This window comes from Bacillus sp. B1(2022), from assembly GCF_040259625.1.
GTDB lineage: Bacteria > Bacillota > Bacilli > Bacillales > Bacillaceae > Bacillus > Bacillus velezensis.
This window is the reverse complement of record NZ_JANIFO010000013.1, coordinates 22,494-41,247: the sequence shown is the minus strand read 5'-3', so window position 1 is coordinate 41,247 and position 18,754 is coordinate 22,494. Positions and strand designations below refer to the sequence as shown.

Here is an 18,754-nt window from a genome sequence, read left to right as displayed (position 1 = left end):
ACATAGGTCATTATCCTCATTTTTCATCTTTTTACAAGAATCATCATGAAATCTATATGAACTTTCACAAAATATTCTTACAATGGTACTGCATGACAAAATTTGTTGAAAGGTGGAGAACAGGTGAGAATACAGAAAAGACGATGCAGCGTCAATATGACACTCCGTATTCTGCTGCCACTAGTTATGATACTTAGTCTAATCCTCCCAACATCACCCATTAAAGCAGAAGAAAACAAATCCTCCAGTGTGAATCTCAGCATTTTAGCCACAACTGACGTTCACGCTAACATGATGGACTACGATTACTACAGCGACAAACCGACAACGGAATTCGGGCTGGCCCGAACGGCTCAGCTTATTGAGAAGCACAGGCGCGAAAACCCGAATACGCTGCTTGTCGATAACGGAGACCTGATTCAGGGGAATCCCCTCGGAGAATACGCCGTAAAATATGAGAAAAATGATATTATTTCAGGCGCAAAGACCCATCCGATCATTGAAGTGATGAACAGTCTGCATTATGACGCAGGAACACTCGGCAATCATGAATTTAATTACGGGCTTGAATTTCTGGACGGGACAATCAAAGGCGCTGATTATCCGATCGTTAACGCCAATGTGAAAACATTAAGCGGCGAAAACCGTTATACGCCTTATGTCATAAAAGACAAAACCGTCACGGATGAAAACGGCGGCAAGCATCAGATAAAAGTCGGCTACATCGGCTTTGTTCCTCCCCAGATCATGACGTGGGATAAGAAAAATCTCGAAGGCCGCGTTCAGGTCGAAGACATTGTGGAATCCGCAAAGAAAACCGTTCCGAAAATGAAAGCTGAAGGAGCCGATATCGTCATCGCCCTCGCCCACAGCGGCATCGAAAAAAAAGCGCAGTCTTCCGGAGCGGAAAACGCCGTTTTTGACCTGGCAACGAAAGTCAGCGGAATTGATGCGATCGTATCCGGCCATCAGCACGGGCTTTTCCCTGATGCCGAATACAAAGGCGCTGATCAATTTGACATCGATAAAGGCACGATTAACGGCATCCCCGTTGTCATGTCAAGCAGCTGGGGCAAATATGCGGGCGTCATCGACCTCCGGCTTGAAAAAACAGACAGCGCGTGGCATGTGGAAGATGCAAAAGGCAGCATCGAGCCGATTGCCGGCAATGTGACGTCGGAAAACGAAACCGTCGTCAATACCGTCAAAAAAGCGCACGAAGGCACTTTGAAATACATCAGAGAACCCGTCGGCCAGACAAAAGCCGATATCAACAGTTTCTTCGCCCAAGTCAAAGATGATCCGTCCATTCAAATCGTAACGGATGCGCAAAGATGGTACGCCGAAAATAAGATGAAGGATACGGAATACAAAGATCTGCCTATCCTCTCGGCGGGCGCCCCGTTTAAAGCCGGCGGGCGGAACGGCTCAAACTACTATACAAACATTTCCGCTGGCGACCTCGCCATCAAAAATATCGGCGATTTGTACCTGTATGACAACACGGTTCAGATCGTCAAGCTGAACGGAAGCGAAGTGAAGGACTGGCTCGAAATGTCCGCAGGGCAATTTAATCAGATCGATCAGGCAAAAGGCGGCAGCCAAGCGCTTTTAAATGACGCCTACCGCTCATACAATTTTGATGTCATTGACGGTGTCACCTATCAGGTCGATGTCACAAAACCGGCGAAATACAACGAAAACGGAACAGTCATTCATCCCGATGCAAGCCGGATCGTCAACCTTTCTTATCAAGGAAAGCCCGTCAGCGCCAAGCAGGAATTTCTGATCGTCACAAATAATTACCGCGCTTCAGGCGGCGGAGGATTCCCTCACTTAAGCAATGATAAAATCGTATACTCTTCTGCCGATGAGAACAGGCAGGTCTTAATGGATTACATCATCCAGCAGAAAACGATTAATCCGCAGGCTGATCATAACTGGTCCATCCTTCCGGTCAAAGGGACAAACCTGACATTTGAATCTTCCTTGGCCGCAAAGCCGTTTGCCGACCGCGCAGATGACGTCGCCTATATCGGTGAATCACAAAACGCGGGCTACGGACAGTACAAGCTCCAATTCAAAGATGATGAACCGGGCACAGATCCGCCGAAAGATGATGCATGGAAACTCACCGTTATGCATACAAACGACACGCACGCCCACCTTGATAACGCGGCGAGGCGGATGACGAAAATCAAAGAAATCAGAAGCGAAACCGACCGCAGCATTTTGCTGGATGCGGGAGACGTTTTCTCAGGCGATCTCTATTTCACAAAGTGGCAGGGGCTGGCTGATTTAAAATTGATGAACCGCATGGGCTACGACGCAATGACCTTCGGAAATCATGAGTTTGATAAAGGTCCGGGTGCTCTCGCCAGCTTCCTGAGCGGTAACGGGAGCGCGGCTGACCCGTCCGGAAAATACAATTTTCAAGCGCCTGACTTTCCGCTCGTCAGCTCAAATGTCGATGTGTCCAAAGAGTCAAAACTCAGACCATTCATGAAAAAAGCAGACACATTTACGGCAGGGAAAAAGAAAAAAGCAGGCATCTATCCATACATTCTGCTTGATGTAAACGGAGAAAAAGTCGCCGTATTCGGCTTAACGACAGAAGATACGTCCGTCACATCAAGCCCGGGAAAAAGCATTGTCTTTCATGATGCCTTCCAATCCGCACAAGATACAGTAAAAGAAATACAGAATAAGGAACATGTCAATAAAATTATCGCCCTGACACATATCGGGCATCAGCGTGATCTCGATCTTGCCAAAAAGGTAAAAGGCATCGACTTGATCGTCGGCGGACATACGCATACGCTTGTAGATAAAATGGAAGTTGTCAAAAACGAAGAGCCGACCATCGTCGCCCAAGCAAAAGAATACGGCGAATATTTAGGCCGGGCAGATGTCGCATTTGACAAAAACGGCATCGTCCTGCCGGAACAATCCTCTCTTCAGGCGATTCCAGTGAACGAGCAGACGAAAGAAGACCCGGATCTGAAAAAAGAGCTTGATCCGTTTAAAAAAGAGCTCGTCTCAGTCAAAAATGAAAAAGTCGGCTCAACGAAGGTCGCACTTGACGGCCAGCGCGAGCATGTCCGCTCCAAAGAAACCAATCTCGGAAACTTCATCGCGGACGGCATGCTGCAAAAAGCGAAGGAAGCGGCCGGCGCCCAAATCGCGATCACAAACGGGGGCGGCATCCGCGCGGGCATTGATAAAGGAGACATCACACTCGGCGATGTGCTGAATGTGATGCCGTTCGGCAACACGCTTTACGTCGCGGATTTAACCGGAAAACAGATCAAACAAGCCTTGGAACAAGGGTTAAGCGGAATTGAGGCTCAAGGCGGCGCCTTCCCTCAAGTTGCCGGTTTAACATACACGTTTACACTGAATAAAAAGCCGGGACACCGCGTTCTTCAAGCTGCGGCCGTACAGGATGACGGCAGCGTAAAGCCGATTTCTGATAAGAAGACATACAGAGTCGCCACCAGTAACTTTGTCGGTGAAGGCGGAGACGGATATTCCGTCTTTAACGAAGCGTCCCATAAAGAAGACCTTGGCTTTGTCGACTATGAGGTCTTCACCGAGCAGCTTGAAAAAGCGGGAAAAGCGGTGGAACCGAAAGTTGACGGCCGCGCGCAGGAAGTGTACCTGCCGACGAAACAAAAAAACGGTTCGTGGACGCTTGAAGGTGACAGCGCATTTGCCGCCTATGCCAAAAACGCAAACACGCCGATCGTGTATTACGATAAGAATGACGGCGCCAAAAAGCCGATTGATCTCAGCGTGACCAAAAAACAAATCGGCCTGTTAAAGGACAGAACATCGGATTCTTCCCTTACGATCCTGCATGACAAGTTCAGCATGAAAATGCCGATGGCAAACGCTGCTTCAGCTGATACACAATTCGGCGTGACGCCGAAAGGAAAAGTAAGCGGGGCGCTTTCAAATGTATACGACTTTACAATGAAGCAGAAAAACAAAGACATCAAAACATTCAAAGCGCCGGTAAAGCTCACCCTGCGCATTGAGAATACGAAAAAGGCGAAACAGCCGGGCATTTACCATGTAGACCGGAAAAAGAACGTCTATACAAAAACAGACAACGGTTCGGTTTCACACGATCTCGTCACGGGCTATACAAATCATTTCAGTGAATACACCATATTAAACGCAAACACGAAGAGCGCGCCGCCGCCAAGCGGAGACCAAGGCTCCGGAAAGCAGCCAAGCGGACAAAAACCGTCATCCGGCCCTGCGCAGGACGGAGTATCGCCGGGCGGCCTGCTTCCTGATACGGCCACAACGATGTATTCCATCCTTCTTGCCGGGTTACTCATCAGCGCGCTCGGAACGGCACTGTATCTGCATCAAAGAAGAAAAGCAAAAAAAGTGAACGAAGCATAAAAAGACCGCTTTTATCGGGCGGTTCATCCAAAAGCTCTCCTGATCTGATTTCAGGGGAGCTTTTTCTCTCGGTCCCCCTCTTAGTCGACAGCCGTAAGGCCGAGTGATAAAATATGAACGTTATTCGCGAGAGACATACATCCGCATCGTTTAACACTTCACGGCAGGGCCTCTCTTTCATACGGCGCCGCCTGTTTGGAGGACTTTTTTTGAAGATAACAGGACACAAACGAAACCGCATGTCTTACAAGAAAAAGCTGTTTTACGTGATAACAGCGCTCTGTTTTATCAGCTCGCTCATTTTCGTCACTCACAACGCTTCTTTTTATGAGCGGCCGATTGCCAAAGTGACGAAAACAACATTGGAACATCAGTCTGACGTACAGGACATGCATAAAAACAAAGATAAGATTTTCAATCAGACGATCACTGCCAGACTTGAAAACGGCAGTCAGAAAGGACAGCTCATTCATTTGCCCAATCAGTATTCATCATCCGGAGCGAACGATCAGAAATATTCGATTGGCGATGAAGTATTCGTTTCTATTGATAAAGGGAAACCATCAAACAAGGATATATCGGGAAGCATTATAGATAAAAAACGGGATAAACAGCTTTTGCTGATCGCGTGGGTTTTCATTTTCACCTTGCTTATCGTCGGCAAAAAACAAGGCTTCTTTTCGATCGTCAGCCTGATGTTTAACGCCGTTTTACTGTCGTTTGCATTAGATTTGTACAGGAAGCATCCTAATATAGGGTTAATTTTCATCTGCGGTATCTGTATTCTCATCTTTACTGTCATCTCATTGCTGCTTGTCAGCGGTTTTCACGCGAAAACATACGCCGCCATTGCCGCGACGCTCGCAGGCACTTTCGTTTCCCTGCTGATTACGTATCTGGTGATGCTGGCAACCGGAGAGAAAGGTCTCAGATATGAGGAAATGCAGTATTTAACCCGCCCTTATCACACGGTGTTTATGGCCGGGGTATTTATCGGATCACTGGGAGCGGTCATGGATGTAGCCATTACCATGACATCATCTGTCTTCGGATTATATGAAGAAAACAAGGGTATCTCATTACAAGCTCTCAGACGTTCAGGGATGGAGATCGGAAAAGACATCATGGGGGCGATGACCAATATTCTGTTTTTTGCTTATATAAGCGGCTCTATTCCGATGATGCTTTTGTATTTGAAAAATGATTCCCCGATAGGATTCACTCTTTCTATGAACATTTCCTTGGAAATAGCCAGAGCATTGGCCGGAGGGATCGGAATCGTATTAGCCATACCCGCCAGTCTGTATGCTTCTATCTTTTTTATTAAACGAAAGAAGGCAAGCTCATGAATGTCATCGTAATTCTCGCGGCGATTTTATTTCTATTGATGGTCATCATCGGCGGAAAAAAAGGAGCGAGGTCTTTTATTGCGTTATTCTTAAATTTCGGTGTTCTCTTTCTCACCATCATTTTCATGACAGACCCGCATATCAATCCGATTGTTTTAACATTGCTCTCTTCCGCCGTGATTTGCAGCATTACTCTTTTTTATATTAATGGAGGAAACGTCAAAACCGTAACCGCCTTTATTTCTGCAATGCTGACGATTGTATTGCTGCTGTTTTTTATTATGTCTGTAACAAAACATACTTCGATTCAGGGATTCGGTGAAGAAGAATTGGGTGATATCGGCATATTCACACTGTTTGTCGGGGTGGATTTTGTGAAGGTTACCGCAGCCATGATCATCATGGGCACGATAGGGGCGATTACCGATGTCGCGATTTCCATTACTTCACCCATGCGGGAAATTTACAGTCATAATCCGTCCATGAGCAGAAAAGATCTGTACACATTCGGATTAAGCATCGGGAGAGATATTTTAGGAACGAATACGAATACGTTATTCTTTGCTTTTTTCGGCAGCTATTTGGCTTTAATTATCTGGTTTAAAGACTTATCATACTCAGCTGAAAAAATAGTGAACTCAAAAGTATTCAGTGCGGAAGCCGTTACCATTCTTTGTGCCGGAATCGGGATCGGCATCATCATTCCCGTTACGTCCTGGATCACCGCCTGTTTTTTAGCAAAACCAAATAAACGTTAAAAGCTGCCGGGACACGCCCGGCAGCCTTTTTTATCTTATACCCACTTTACAACGTCTTTTGAGGCAGATCTTGTTTTCGGGCGCGGTTCTCTGACACGGTAGCCGAATGCGGCCATAACAGAGATGTCGAAACTTCCGTTTTCCAGAAGCCCTTCTTCTTCAAGAATCCGGTGAATTTCTTTGTAGTTGAAGCCTTCTACAGGGCAGGAGTCGATTCCGATCTGCGCAGCGGCTGTCATCATATTGCCGAGGGCGATGTAAGTCTGTTTGGATGCCCAGTCAAACAGCGCGCGATCTGATTCTAGCAGATTGAAATCATTTTTCTGGAAGTCTTCCGTTTTGCTGATATAGCCTTCATACATATCTTCCGGCATTTTTTTGACTTCCCGCAAGTGGTTTTTGACATAGTCGGCGTCAAAACGGATATCCTTTGCCGTCCGGGCAAGCAGAAGTACGAAATGGCTTGCGGTCGGCAGCTGCTTTTGCGCGCCCCAGGTGAACTCGCGGAGTTTTTCACGAAGCTCCGGATTTTGAACGACGACAAATTTCCAAGGCTCCAAACCGAGTGAGCTTGGGGATAATCTTCCCGTTTCTAAAATGAATTCAAAATCGCTTTCTGAAATTTTTTTCTCAGGATCAAATTCCTTTGTGGCGTGTCTGAATTGATACGCTTCGATGATCTGCTGTTTTTTATCTGACATTCATGATCTCTCCTTTTCAATCGTTATGTACTATTGTAGCCATTATTTTTGAAAGTACCAGTACGCACATTTTTGTTGGATAGTATTCATTTTGATACTGACAAGAAAACGGCCTGCCGCGGCAGTCCGTTTTTATTTTTCTCTTCTCGCAAAGTCGACGAAACGGAATTTATCGAGCCTGTGCCGGCTTTCCGTGTACTGAAAGAGGCTGGTATCCTCCAAAAAGACGCGGTTTTTCACGACCGCCATATGGCTGAATCCGCCGAGATCCAAATACTTCCGGTCCTCTTCCCCCGCCGGCTCCACGACAATTTCCTTTTGCGCGTAGCTGATGGACAAGCCGAGCTCTCCTTCGAGATACTCATAGATCGAATCTTCGCAAATCGCCTTCGTCAATAGAGGCACATGTTTTTTCACAAAGTAATCCTTGTCCAAAATAATATGTTCTCCGTCAATCCGTCTTGATCTGACGACTTCCCACACCTTTTCATCCGCTTCTGTACCAAGCTCTTTTGCGGCTTCTGAAGGAGGCAGGATCAGCCCGAGACGGTGAACCGTCGTTCTCGTCTCTTTTCCGAGCGTTTCCGAAAGCTCTTTGAAGCTGATCAGGCCTGAGACGGGAAAACGCATTTTTTCTCTGTCTAATATGACGGAGCCTTTGCCTTTGATTTTCTGGATGTAGCCGTTTTGCGCCAGCATATTGAGCGCTTTGCGGACGGTTTCTCGTGATGTGCCGTATTGATCGCACAAATCATTTTCAGACGGAAGAACGTCTTCAGCCTTCCGCTGGCCGCTTTCGATCTGCCGCACCATATCTTTATAGATTGTGATGTATTTATTCACTTTCATTTGACCACCCAGATTAGTGTATCACGCTTTTGTCAGATGATAAACGATCGATTCATACGGACGGAGCGTCAATCGTTCCGGCCGCCCTTCCCTCGGTTCATCATTCGTCAGCAGCACCGTAAACCGCCAGCCGTCCGTGTCTTTAAGCGGAACCGTAAAGTCCGCTTCTTTCCCGTAGAAGTTGTTGATGCACAGCAGTTTTTCATCCTTGCCGTGTCTGACGTACGCCAGAACCGCCGGATCGTCTTCAGCAAGCAGCTCAAACGTTCCTTCCGTCACGATGTCATATTCTTTTCTGAGCTTGATGAGCTTCTGATAATGATAGAAAATTGAATCCGGGTCCCGCAAAGCCGCTTCCGCGTTAACGTCCCGATAATCATCCGCCGCCGGAATCCAAGGCGTTCCCGTCGTGAAACCGCCGTGCGGCCCGCTGTTCCACTGAATGGGGGTTCTTGCATTGTCTCTTGATTTCTCTTTTAAAATGGCGATAATGTCTTTTTCGGGCACGCCTTCTTCCTTCATCTTTTTGTAAATGTTCAATGATTCGACATCGCGGTATGAGCCGATGTCATCTAACTTCGGATTGCCCATGCCGATCTCTTCACCTTGATAAATGTAAGGCGTGCCCTGCATCATATGAATGGCCGCCGCCAGCATTTTGGCTGATTTCGTCCGGTATACGCCGTCGTCTCCGTATCTGGATACGGCCCGCGGCTGGTCATGGTTGCACCAGAATAATGCGTTCCAGCCTCCGCCTTTTTGCATCTCCGTCTGCCAAAACGCTAAAATCCGTTTCAGCTTCAGAAAATCAAACGGAGCGAGCGCCCATTTTTCACCATTCGGATAATCCACTTTTAAATGATGAAAGTTAAAAGTCATATCGAGTTCTTTATTCTCAGGGTTTGTGTACCGGATGCAGTGGTCAGCCGTTGTCGAGGACATTTCACCGACCGTCATGCTGTCATATTTCGAAAACACTTCCCTGTTCATCTCATGGAGAAATTCGTGCACGCGCGGCCCGTCCGTATAATAAGGGCGCCCGTCACGCCCATCTTTGGCATCAGGAAACGATTGGTCTTTAGAAATGAGGTTGATCACATCCAGCCGGAAGCCGTCGATCCCTTTCCGGAACCAAAAATGCATCATGTCGTAAACCTGTTTTCTCATCTCTTCATTTTCCCAGTTCAAATCGGCCTGCGACACATCAAATAAATGCAGATAGTGCTGGCCTGACGCCTGGTCGAGCTCCCAAGCGGAACCGCCGAATTTTGAATCCCAGTTGTTCGGCGCCCGGCCGTCTTCCTTTCCGTCTTTCCAAATGTAAAAATCCCGATACGGACTGTCGGGTGACGAGACCGCTTTTTTGAACCATTGATGCTCGACTGATGTATGGTTTACGACAAGATCCATGACGACCTTGATTCCTCTTTTGTGCGCTTCATCGAGGAGGCGTTCAAAATCCTCCATCGTTCCGTATTCTTCATAAATGGTGCAGTAATCGCGAATGTCATAACCGTTGTCATTCTGCGGCGAATCGTAAATCGGCGTAAGCCAAATGACATCAATCAAAAGCTTCTGCAAATAATCAAGCTTCTCGATAATACCGTTCAGATCACCGATCCCGTTTCCCGTCGTATCATTAAAGCTCTTCGGATAAATTTGATATACCGCTGCCTTTTTCCACCATGGTGTGCTGTCTGTTTTCATTTTTCTTCACCGCCTGTAATGTTTTGTATTGAAAGGGAAAAGGGACAGCCTGATAGAAGGCGCCCCGCAGGTTTTTTATTTTTGCCGTTTCAGCCGCGCATACCCGTATGTTCCCGCAAACGGGAGAATCAGCACGATCAGCATTCCGATCGCAAACGGACCCCAGTACCGGCTCATAATGGAGAAGATCCCCGGCACGCCGCCGACTCCGACCGAGCTTGCGAGAACGCCTTTGACGGAGATGAACATCCCCGCGATTCCCGAGCTGATCATGGCGATCACAAACGGAAATTTGTAACGCAGATTCACGCCGAAAATCGCCGGTTCGGTAATGCCCAAATATGCGGAAATGCCGGCCGTCAGTGAAAGCCCCCGCTGTTTTTTATCTTTTGTAATCAACATCATGGCCAAAGCTGCCGACCCTTGAGCGATATTTGACAATGCGAGCATCGGCCATAAAAATGTGCCGCCGAGCTTTGATCCGATTAATTGAAGATCGACCGCGAGAAACGTATGGTGCATCCCCGTGATCACAAGCGCCGAATACAGCCCTCCGTACAGCAGGCCTCCGATGGCGGAGAATTGGCCGAAAACGGCAATCAATCCCGCCGTCAGCGCGTTACCGATCGCAAAGGTGATCGGACCGATGATGACAAAGGATAGAAAACCGATGACCAAAAGCGTCACCGGCGCGACGACTAACAGCTGAATGCCCTCCGGCGTCCGTTTCGTCAAAAAGAGCTCAAGCCTGGCAAGTAAATAAGACGCCAGCAGAATTGGGAGCACCTGACCTTGATACCCGACTTTCTGCACCTCAAGGCCGAACAGGTTCCACACCGGAATATCGCCGCTCTGCTCGGCAGCCCCGTAGCCCCATGCGTTTAACAGATCAGGATGCACCAGCATCAGCCCTAGCACGATACCCAAGAGCGGGCTTCCTCCGAACCGCTTCACTGCCGACCAGCCGATTAAAGCCGGCAGAAAAGCGAAGGCCGTCCCCGCGATCAGATTAATCATATTGGCGAGATCCGCCCATTGCGGATACACTTGGACAATCGATTTGGCGCTGTAGAAAATGCCTTCCGCCGTTAAGATGTTGTTCAGACCCATTAAAAGCCCGGCCGTGACGATCGCCGGCAAGATCGGAATAAAGATGTCCGCAAGCGTTTTCACAGCACGCTGTAAAGGATTCATTTTTTGCGCCGCAGCCTTCTTCACGTCATCCTTGGACGCTTCGCCCATCCCCGTTTCCTTCACTAATTCCGCATATACTTTGTTGACCGTCCCCTGCCCGATCACGACTTGAAACTGCCCGTTTACCGCAAAAGATCCTTTGACAATGTCTATTGCATCAAGCATTTTTTGGTTTACTTTGGTTTCATCTATTAATGCAAACCGCAAACGCGTCACACAATGAGTCGCCGCCTCAATATTTTCGATTCCGCCGACAGCTTCAGCGATCTGCCGCGCAGCCCGGTTAAACTCACCCATGCCAACCCCTCCGTAACCGTTTTCATTTTGTCTTACAAACTTGTATATACATGTTTATGACTCTATTGTAATGATGTATATACATGTCGTCAATCTATTTTTATAGCGCTTTCATCACAAATATACTGCGAAAGACCCTGAAACAAAAAAAGCCCCGCCGGAACCGGGCCTTGACTTCTTGTTTATCGGGAACATGTCCGGGCGGAATTCACAACAGGAGCACAAAAAGCATACAGTACTGTACAACTAAGTTAAAGAGGTGTGAAGAGATGCCATCCACTGTTATCAACCTGTACTATTTGAAGATTAACAGTATTTCTGGCAACGGATCTATTACGATTGGGGAAGCGGCATACAACAGTCCCACCACAAATAACAAATCACAAGGACTGAACTCTTCATTCGGCGATACGTCACCTATAGAATCGATGATGGAGAACTTGTTAAATGATCCTGATGTCAACGACCAGACAGCCATCGGAACCGCAGATACCGCAAATATTACGCCGGTGCCGCCCATTATAGATTAAAGGGGTTTTTATGAATGCCTTACCAAATTAACGTCGTCAATATAAAAGTAAACGGAGCAACGCAAAACGGAAACGTCGATATCGGTCAGACCGTACAAAACAGCCACACCGCCAACAGCAAATTTGTCGGCGCGAACTTTTCTTTAGGGGATTTTTCGCCGGCCGCCGGATGTTTGAATTCGGGCCATCTTGACCCTGACGTGAGCGATCAGGATCAGATCGCCAACCCGTCAATGCCGATCGCAAATCAAATATAGGGAGGTTCTGCCGAAGTGGATATCGAAAAAATGAGAAAGTGGCTTGAGATTACGAACGAGCACAAGCCCAGCGACTTTTGGACCAATGTCCTGAAACGGAAATCTCCCGAAGATTTTTTCTCCTTACAAAAAAACACCCTGACTTATGATATTTATCAGGATGAACAGCACACATTCGTCATTGTGGAAATGCCCGGCGTTTACGAAGAAGAATTGACATTGAGGCTGCTGTCAAGAACACGGCTGCATATCAGAGGAAACATCACACCCCTTTTTCCAAAGAACATGGGCGTCTGCCAAAACCGGTATTACGGGGAAATCGATGAGACGATTGAGCTTCCTGAACCGGCTGAGCCCCACCTGTTACAGGCGCAGTGCGTAAACGGCCTGCTCCACATTTCCTACCCGCGCCTTATGGAGCACATTCCTTTTCAGAAAAAAATCTAAAGAGCCGGCTTACGGGCGGCCCAGCCGTCTGTACACTTTCTCCTTATAATGAGAAGATGCGGGTTTTGAGAACATGGCTTTCTCCTCCGTCAGTTTGTCGAGTCTGACTTGTTTTTCCGTCCGTTTGTTCCGCAAGTGATCCCGCTCCTGTTCATTGCGGCACTTGGCGATCAAATAATCGAGCGTCATCAGCTCTTTCTTCAGCGCGCCCTCATCCTCGGCGATCCCGGCGTTTTTTAATATGCTGTAGCCCATTCTGAGCGACTCCGGAAGATGTGCGGCATCGTCTTTCGGCAGGGGCTTTCCCATTCCTTTGATGCCGGCGAACTCTCCGTCCTTAATGGCGCGCTTGATTTTATCTTCAGCCACGATATGGGCAATATCCATCACTGTTCACCTCTTTTTTCAATAGAACCGGGTATGATCATACGGAAACACAAATCCCAGTTTGTTCCATTTATATGTTTTAAAGCTGTCATTCAACAGATTAACCGCCGTTGCGACAGCGTTTTTCGCCCTTTTTCCGATGAGCCTTTTCCACCTTTTCTATTTGCTGGTTTCATGGTATATTGATTACGTTCGTTTTTTCTATCGTTCCGTTTAAACCGTGATCGGAAAAAAGGAGTGTAACAATGAAAACATTTATAAAAGAAAGAGGACTTGCCTTCTTCTTGATAGCGGTCGTGTTATTGTGGGTGAAAACATATGTCGCTTATATTTTAAACTTTAACCTCGGCATAGACAACACGATCCAGAAAATATTGCTTTTTGTGAATCCGCTGAGCTCCAGCTTGTTCTTTCTTGGATTTGGGCTTCTTTTCAAGAAAAAATTACAGCAGACAGCCATTATTGTGATTCATTTTTTATTGTCTTTTTTGCTTTTTGCAAACATCGTCTATTATAGATTCTTTAATGATTTCATTACCATCCCGGTCATGATGCAGGCAAAGACAAACGGCGGCCAGCTCGGAGACAGCGCGTTCTCGTTAATGAGATGGACAGACGCCTTCTACTTCCTGGATACCGTCATTTTGATTATTTTGGCCCTTAAGATGAGAAAACCGGCTGAAAAACCGGCGAAGAAATCATTCAGAATCGTTTTGGCTTCCGCCGTGCTTATGTTCCTGATCAACCTCGCCGTCGCGGAATCCGACCGTCCTGAGCTTTTGACACGCTCATTTGACCGAAACTATCTGGTGAAATACTTGGGCACGTACAACTTTACGATTTACGATGCCGTGCAGAATGTGAAATCAAACAGCCAGCGCGCGCTTGCCGATTCAAGCGATGTAACGGATGTGGAAAACTATATGAAGGCCAACTATGACGTGCCGAATAACGTCTACTTCGGAAAAGCCGAAGGAAAAAACGTCATCTACGTCTCATTAGAGTCTCTGCAATCCTTTATCATTGACTATAAAATTAACGGCAAGGAAGTGACGCCGTTTTTAAATAAGCTGGCGCACGATAATCAAACATTCTACTTTGATAACTTTTTCCACCAAACGGGACAAGGTAAAACATCTGATGCGGAATTTATGATGGAGAACTCTCTGTACCCGCTTTCGCAAGGTTCGGTTTTCGTCAATAAAGCGCAAAACACGCTGCAGTCCGTTCCTGCGATCTTAAAAGGCAAAAAGTACACGTCTGCCGCTTTCCACGGAAATACGCAGACTTTCTGGAACCGTAACGAAATGTACAAAGCGGAAGGCATCGATAAGTTTTTCGATTCCGCTTATTATGACATGAGCGAAGAAAACACGAAAAACTACGGCATGAAAGACAAACCGTATTTCAAAGAATCCATGCCGCTCTTAAAGAGCCTGCCGCAGCCGTTCTATACGAAGTTCATTACGCTGTCCAACCACTTCCCGTTCGGAATGGATAAAGAAGACACGGACTTCCCGGCGGGAGACTTTGGCGATTCAGTCGTTAATAATTACTTCCAGTCCGCGAACTATCTGGATGAATCAATTGAACAGTTCTTTCATGACCTGAAAAAAGACGGCCTGTACGATAAGTCGATTATCGTGATGTACGGAGACCACTACGGTATCTCCGAAAACCATAATAAAGCGATGGCGAAAGTGCTCGGCAAAGATGAGATCACTGAATACGACAATGCCCAGCTTCAGCGGGTGCCGCTCTTTATCCACGCTCCCGGCGTGAAAGGCGGCCGTAATCACAAATTTGCCGGTGAAGTCGATGTCGCGCCGACCGTTCTTCATCTGCTCGGCGTCGATACGAAAGATTATCTCATGTCAGGTTCAGATATCTTATCGAAAGAGCACAGAGAAGTCATTCCGTTCCGTAACGGAGACTTCATCTCACCGAACTATACGAAAGTGTCCGGCAAGTATTACGATACGAAAACCGGAAGACTTTTAGATGATTCAGAAGTCGACAAAAAAGAAGACTCTCTCGTCAAGACTGAGCTTGAAATGTCTGATAAGATCATCAACGGCGATCTGCTTCGTTTCTATCAGCCGAAAGGCTTTAAGAAAGTGGATCCTTCACAATTCGATTATACGAAGCGTGAAGATTCCTCAGCAGATGATCAAAAAGAATAAACAAAAGCCAGATCATATCAATGATCTGGCTTTTTTATGTTCAGCTCCCGGCGGCGGCCATAGAGCGCTTTTGCAGGCTGTCGGAAAGAACTGAATAAGCGACGACTTTCTTTTTCTGCTGTTTGACGACATCTACATGATCTTCGTAGCTGTATACAAACACCGTCACATCTTTTTTTCCTTTTCTCGTCTTAATGACAAGCGGATCGGCTCCGTTTTGCGGATGAAGATAACGCTCTTCATCCCCTGGGTATATATAATGCCGTTCGATAAACACGGCTTCGTTAAAATCATCAATCACCCGGCGTTTGTCTTCGCCTTCCAGACGTTTTCCGCCGAGGGAAACGGCAGCGGACGCGTCACTAAGCTTTGAATGGGTTTCAAACTTGCGGAGGATCCATTCCACCGCTCCGGTAGGAAGGCATGTCAGCACAATCTTAATCAGGCTTATGACAACAATTGAAACAACTGCAATCCATGTCACCTTACATCATCTCCATACTTGTTCTACATGAATCTTAACATAGAAGAAAACGTTGTTTTTTGTACATTATGTGAAACTTGATATATGTTCAAAAAAAATCCGGATCACATAGGTGATCCGGATTTATCAAGTCTGCTTCTGATCGTCAAGGCGGACGGCTTCTCTCAGCTCTTCCGCGACAAATTCGACGTTCGGCCCGATAATGACCTGTGCCGTTTTATTCCCCGTTTTGATAACTCCTTTTGCTCCCGCTTTTTTAAGCGCCGCCTCATTAATGAGAGACGTATCCTGCACGGTCAGCCTGAGGCGGGTCGCACAGTGATCAATCGTTTCGAGGTTTTGCCTGCCGCCGAGCCCCTTGAGCATGGCATGTTCTTCGACGGAACCGGCCGTATCTTCACTAAGCACTTCTTCCTCTTCCTCATCATCTTCCCGTCCCGGCGTTTTCAAGTTTAACGTTTTGATGAGCATATAGAAGACGACAAAATAGATCACTGCATAACAAAGCCCGACAACGAGCAGCAAAAGCGGTTTTTCGGCAATGCCGTAGCTGAGGAGATAATCGATCGCCCCCGCCGAGAATGAAAAACCTGACCTGATTCCGAGAACATTCACGATAAATAAAGAGAACCCGGTTAATATAGCATGAACCCCGTATAAAAGCGGTGATAAAAACATAAATGCAAATTCAATCGGCTCTGTAATTCCGGTAATAAATGCCGTCAGCGCGAGACCGATCATCATCCCGGCCGTCGCTTTGCGCTTGCTTGGCTTAGCCGCGGCAATCATTGCCAGACATGCGGCAGGAAGCCCGAACATCATAATCGGGAAGAATCCCGTCATATAAGTTCCCGCCGTCGGATCCTTCGCAAAGAAGCGGGCCAGATCTCCCGTTTTTCCGTGAAAATCGCCAAACTGGAACCAAAAAATATTATTCAGCACATGATGAAGGCCGAATGGAATCAAAAGCCGGTTAAAAATCCCGTAAATCCCGGCGCCGATTCCGCCAAGCCCGATCATCCATTCCCCGAAAGACGTAATCACCGACTGAATCGGCGGCCACACAAATCCGAAGATCCCCGCCAAAATAATGGTAATCAGCGCCGTTACAATCGGAACGAGCCTGCGCCCGCTGAAAAACCCGAGATATTCGGGCAGCTTCGTATCTTTAAAGCGATTATACGTGTATCCCGCAATTAACCCCGCGATAATCCCTCCGAAAACGGCCATATTATTTGTCGAATTGATTGATTTTACAGCCGCGTCCAGCATGATATAAGAAATTGCTCCCGACAGAGCGGCGGCCCCGTTGCTGTCTTTCGAAATCCCGATCGCGATTCCGATCGCGAAAATCAGCGGCAGATGATCAAATACCGCGGTCCCCGCCGCGTAAATGAACGGAATATTTAATAAGTCCTCTCTGCCGATGGCCAAAATAATACCAACGGCGGGCAGAACGGCAATCGGAAGCATAAATGATTTTCCGAGTTTTTGCAAAAATTGAAGCATTTTACCCATCCCCCTTCTTTTTTCTTAAATATACCACATAAGTTATCTAGTGATCTATACCAATTTTCCTTCATTTATTCACATAAGGCTTGTTGGTTTTCTATTTATAAACCAGTTGTGGTAAGCTTGAATCAGATGATTAAAAATAGAAAGCGGGAATGACAATGATTGTAACGAACGATCAAGAATTAGAAGGCCTTAAAAAAATCGGCAGAATCGTCGCGCTGGCGCGTGAAGAAATGAAGAAAAAAGCCGAGCCCGGCATGAGCACGAAAGATCTTGACCTGATCGGAAAGGCGGTGCTTGACGAGCACGGAGCCGCTTCCGCTCCGGAGAAGGAATACGATTTCCCGGGCGTGACATGCATCAGCGTAAATGACGAAGTCGCTCACGGCATTCCGAGCGCCTCTAAAATCTTAAAAGCCGGAGATCTTGTAAATATCGATATTTCGGCGGAGTTCGGCGGTTTTTATTCCGATACGGGAATTTCATTTGTACTCGGAGAAGGCGATGAACGTCTGCAAAAGCTTTGTAATTGCGCAGCATCCGCATTTCAGAAAGGATTGGATCAGGCAAAAGCCGGCAAACGCCAAAACCAGATCGGCAGAGCCGTCTATCATGAAGCCCGCTCCAATGGATTTACCGTTATTAAAACGCTGACGGGCCACGGAATCGGCAGAAACCTCCATGAAGCGCCGAACCACATCATGAATTACTATGATCCGTTTGATAACGCGCTGTTTAAAAACGGAACCGTGATCGCGCTTGAGCCGTTTATTTCCACGAAAGCGGAAACGATTGTTGAAGCGGGAGACGGCTGGACGTTTAAAACGCCGGATAAAAGCCTTGTCGCCCAAGTGGAACACACCATCGTGATCACAAAAGACAAACCGATTATTTTAACTGCATTGTAATGTTTCATCTCCCTTCCAAACAGGTATACAACAACTAACCCGAAGGAGGGAGACGCATGAAAAAAGATAAAGAAAAAATCAAAATCGAAAACGAAATACACGCCATGCACGGCGTAACGAAACAGCAGATTTTAGAGGATTTCGAGGAATTTAAGGCGTACCTTCATCAGAAAATTTCCGCCGGAAAAAAACTGGGTCTGGATGACAGCAAAATCATCAAAAGCGCCGCCATCCTCGGGGACTATCTCGCCAAACACGAGGAGCCCCGCAATGCGGAAGAAAAACTCTTACAAGAACTGTGGGACATTGCGGATGACAATGAAAAACAGCATTTGGCCCAGCTTCTCGTCAAACTTGCCGGACACTGATACAGTGCCCGGCTTTTTTATGCTCCGTTATAAGAGTTGTGCTACACTGGACATATGTCTGTGAAAGGAGCCATTTTTCAACATGTGGTTTATTATCTTCGGGTTTATTTTCTTTATTGAAAGCATCATTCTTACCGTTTACGGAGTGAAGAAAAAGAAGGGGATGCTGGTTTATTTCGGCGTCGTTTTCGGAATCATGACACTCGGAACGGTGCTGTTAAAATTAACCGGCCATTAAGCATGAAAAGACCGCCCTTTACATATATATGTAAGAAAGCTTTACATCTCTGAATCGAAAGTCTCAGTTTTTGCGTTATCCCTTTTCAGCGTCTTTTTATAGATGTTACAATGCCAAAAGTTTGGCAAAAACTGAAGAAACTCTCCTCAACGGGAGAACGGAGAAA

General features: G+C 46.8%; 17 protein-coding genes. 10 read left to right on the top strand and 7 right to left on the bottom strand.

The features are described 5' to 3' along the window. Nucleotides 1-123: 123 nt before the first annotated feature. The 3 genes from NQS30_RS18630 to NQS30_RS18620 all read left to right on the top strand — a co-directional run bounded on the left by NQS30_RS18630 (nt 124) and on the right by NQS30_RS18620 (nt 6,523). Nucleotides 124-4,416, top strand: a complete 4,293-nt coding sequence (locus tag NQS30_RS18630; RefSeq protein ID WP_218791525.1) for a multifunctional 2',3'-cyclic-nucleotide 2'-phosphodiesterase/3'-nucleotidase/5'-nucleotidase — start codon at nt 124-126, stop codon at nt 4,414-4,416. A gap of 209 nt (nt 4,417-4,625) precedes the next feature. Next, nucleotides 4,626-5,765 (top strand): YibE/F family protein, encoded by a 1,140-nt coding sequence (locus NQS30_RS18625; protein ID WP_046702352.1) that lies wholly within the window; start codon nt 4,626-4,628, stop codon nt 5,763-5,765. Beyond that, nucleotides 5,762-6,523, top strand: a complete 762-nt coding sequence (locus NQS30_RS18620) for a YibE/F family protein (RefSeq protein WP_007408500.1) — start codon at nt 5,762-5,764, stop codon at nt 6,521-6,523. Before NQS30_RS18625 ends, NQS30_RS18620 begins: the two co-directional genes overlap by 4 nt. 35 nt (nt 6,524-6,558) lie before the next feature. Here NQS30_RS18620 and NQS30_RS18615 read toward each other — a convergent pair whose 3' ends face one another. The 4 genes from NQS30_RS18615 to treP form a co-directional block, all read right to left on the bottom strand. Further along, nucleotides 6,559-7,224, bottom strand: a complete 666-nt coding sequence (locus tag NQS30_RS18615) for an NAD(P)H-dependent oxidoreductase (RefSeq protein WP_003155588.1) — start codon at nt 7,222-7,224, stop codon at nt 6,559-6,561. A 132-nt stretch (nt 7,225-7,356) separates the two neighbouring features. Then, nucleotides 7,357-8,073, bottom strand: a complete 717-nt coding sequence (treR, locus tag NQS30_RS18610; protein ID WP_012117069.1) for a trehalose operon repressor — start codon at nt 8,071-8,073, stop codon at nt 7,357-7,359. Nucleotides 8,074-8,094: 21 nt separating this feature from the next. Continuing rightward, entirely contained in the window at nt 8,095-9,780 is a 1,686-nt protein-coding gene (gene treC / locus NQS30_RS18605; protein ID WP_122503784.1) for an alpha,alpha-phosphotrehalase, read from the bottom strand. 75 nt (nt 9,781-9,855) lie between these two features. Further along, nucleotides 9,856-11,271: a PTS system trehalose-specific EIIBC component gene (gene treP, locus NQS30_RS18600; RefSeq protein ID WP_025284416.1), complete on the bottom strand. Its 1,416-nt coding sequence runs from the start codon at nt 11,269-11,271 to the stop codon at nt 9,856-9,858. 269 nt (nt 11,272-11,540) lie between these two features. Between treP and NQS30_RS18595 the strand changes: the two genes are divergently transcribed. The 3 genes from NQS30_RS18595 to NQS30_RS18585 are packed head-to-tail and all read left to right on the top strand — an operon-like array spanning nt 11,541 to nt 12,505. Continuing rightward, nucleotides 11,541-11,801, top strand: coding sequence for a spore germination protein (locus tag NQS30_RS18595; RefSeq protein WP_007408496.1), 261 nt, complete (start codon nt 11,541-11,543; stop codon nt 11,799-11,801). Between the two features lie 14 nt (nt 11,802-11,815). Beyond that, entirely contained in the window at nt 11,816-12,058 is a 243-nt protein-coding gene (locus NQS30_RS18590) for a spore germination protein (RefSeq protein WP_003155595.1), read from the top strand. A gap of 15 nt (nt 12,059-12,073) precedes the next feature. Continuing rightward, nucleotides 12,074-12,505, top strand: coding sequence for an Hsp20/alpha crystallin family protein (locus NQS30_RS18585; RefSeq protein ID WP_003155596.1), 432 nt, complete (start codon nt 12,074-12,076; stop codon nt 12,503-12,505). Between the two features lie 9 nt (nt 12,506-12,514). Here NQS30_RS18585 and NQS30_RS18580 read toward each other — a convergent pair whose 3' ends face one another. After that, a complete protein-coding gene (locus tag NQS30_RS18580; protein WP_218791524.1) occupies nt 12,515-12,892 on the bottom strand; it encodes a DnaJ family domain-containing protein in 378 nt (125 codons plus the stop codon). Nucleotides 12,893-13,137: 245 nt separating this feature from the next. On the opposite strand from NQS30_RS18580, the gene ltaS reads away from it, so the two are divergent. Continuing rightward, nucleotides 13,138-15,075, top strand: a complete 1,938-nt coding sequence (gene ltaS, locus NQS30_RS18575; RefSeq protein WP_007610031.1) for a lipoteichoic acid synthase — start codon at nt 13,138-13,140, stop codon at nt 15,073-15,075. Nucleotides 15,076-15,115: 40 nt separating this feature from the next. Here ltaS and NQS30_RS18570 read toward each other — a convergent pair whose 3' ends face one another. Together NQS30_RS18570 and nagE are read right to left on the bottom strand one after the other, a co-directional pair. Further along, on the bottom strand, nt 15,116-15,559 hold the full coding sequence (locus NQS30_RS18570) for a YfmQ family protein (RefSeq protein WP_007408492.1): 444 nt from the start codon (nt 15,557-15,559) through the stop codon (nt 15,116-15,118). Nucleotides 15,560-15,685: 126 nt separating this feature from the next. Beyond that, complete coding sequence (gene nagE / locus NQS30_RS18565) at nt 15,686-17,068, bottom strand: N-acetylglucosamine-specific PTS transporter subunit IIBC (RefSeq protein ID WP_012117066.1); 1,383 nt, start codon at nt 17,066-17,068, stop codon at nt 15,686-15,688. 164 nt (nt 17,069-17,232) lie between these two features. Here nagE and map point away from each other — a divergent pair, with 164 nt between their 5' ends. The 3 genes from map to NQS30_RS18550 all read left to right on the top strand — a co-directional run bounded on the left by map (nt 17,233) and on the right by NQS30_RS18550 (nt 18,588). After that, nucleotides 17,233-17,982 (top strand): type I methionyl aminopeptidase, encoded by a 750-nt coding sequence (map, locus tag NQS30_RS18560; protein ID WP_007408490.1) that lies wholly within the window; start codon nt 17,233-17,235, stop codon nt 17,980-17,982. A 56-nt stretch (nt 17,983-18,038) separates the two neighbouring features. Then, complete coding sequence (locus NQS30_RS18555) at nt 18,039-18,350, top strand: DUF3243 domain-containing protein (RefSeq protein ID WP_003155607.1); 312 nt, start codon at nt 18,039-18,041, stop codon at nt 18,348-18,350. An 82-nt stretch (nt 18,351-18,432) separates the two neighbouring features. Then, nucleotides 18,433-18,588, top strand: coding sequence for a hypothetical protein (locus NQS30_RS18550; protein WP_007610027.1), 156 nt, complete (start codon nt 18,433-18,435; stop codon nt 18,586-18,588). The last annotated feature ends 166 nt before the right edge of the window (nt 18,589-18,754 follow it).

What these genes read in the sequence shown, in the direction of transcription:
- NQS30_RS18620 (WP_007408500.1), top strand. Translation starts at nt 5,762, where the DNA reads ATGAATGTCATCGTAATTCTCGCGGCGATTTTATTTCTATTGATGGTC.
- NQS30_RS18615 (WP_003155588.1), bottom strand. Translation starts at nt 7,224, where the DNA reads ATGTCAGATAAAAAACAGCAGATCATCGAAGCGTATCAATTCAGACAC.
- treR (WP_012117069.1), bottom strand. Translation starts at nt 8,073, where the DNA reads ATGAAAGTGAATAAATACATCACAATCTATAAAGATATGGTGCGGCAG.
- treC (WP_122503784.1), bottom strand. Translation starts at nt 9,780, where the DNA reads ATGAAAACAGACAGCACACCATGGTGGAAAAAGGCAGCGGTATATCAA.
- treP (WP_025284416.1), bottom strand. Translation starts at nt 11,271, where the DNA reads ATGGGTGAGTTTAACCGGGCTGCGCGGCAGATCGCTGAAGCTGTCGGC.
- NQS30_RS18595 (WP_007408496.1), top strand. Translation starts at nt 11,541, where the DNA reads ATGCCATCCACTGTTATCAACCTGTACTATTTGAAGATTAACAGTATT.
- NQS30_RS18590 (WP_003155595.1), top strand. Translation starts at nt 11,816, where the DNA reads ATGCCTTACCAAATTAACGTCGTCAATATAAAAGTAAACGGAGCAACG.
- NQS30_RS18580 (WP_218791524.1), bottom strand. Translation starts at nt 12,892, where the DNA reads ATGGATATTGCCCATATCGTGGCTGAAGATAAAATCAAGCGCGCCATT.
- ltaS (WP_007610031.1), top strand. Translation starts at nt 13,138, where the DNA reads ATGAAAACATTTATAAAAGAAAGAGGACTTGCCTTCTTCTTGATAGCG.
- nagE (WP_012117066.1), bottom strand. Translation starts at nt 17,068, where the DNA reads ATGCTTCAATTTTTGCAAAAACTCGGAAAATCATTTATGCTTCCGATT.
- map (WP_007408490.1), top strand. Translation starts at nt 17,233, where the DNA reads ATGATTGTAACGAACGATCAAGAATTAGAAGGCCTTAAAAAAATCGGC.
- NQS30_RS18555 (WP_003155607.1), top strand. Translation starts at nt 18,039, where the DNA reads ATGAAAAAAGATAAAGAAAAAATCAAAATCGAAAACGAAATACACGCC.
- NQS30_RS18550 (WP_007610027.1), top strand. Translation starts at nt 18,433, where the DNA reads ATGTGGTTTATTATCTTCGGGTTTATTTTCTTTATTGAAAGCATCATT.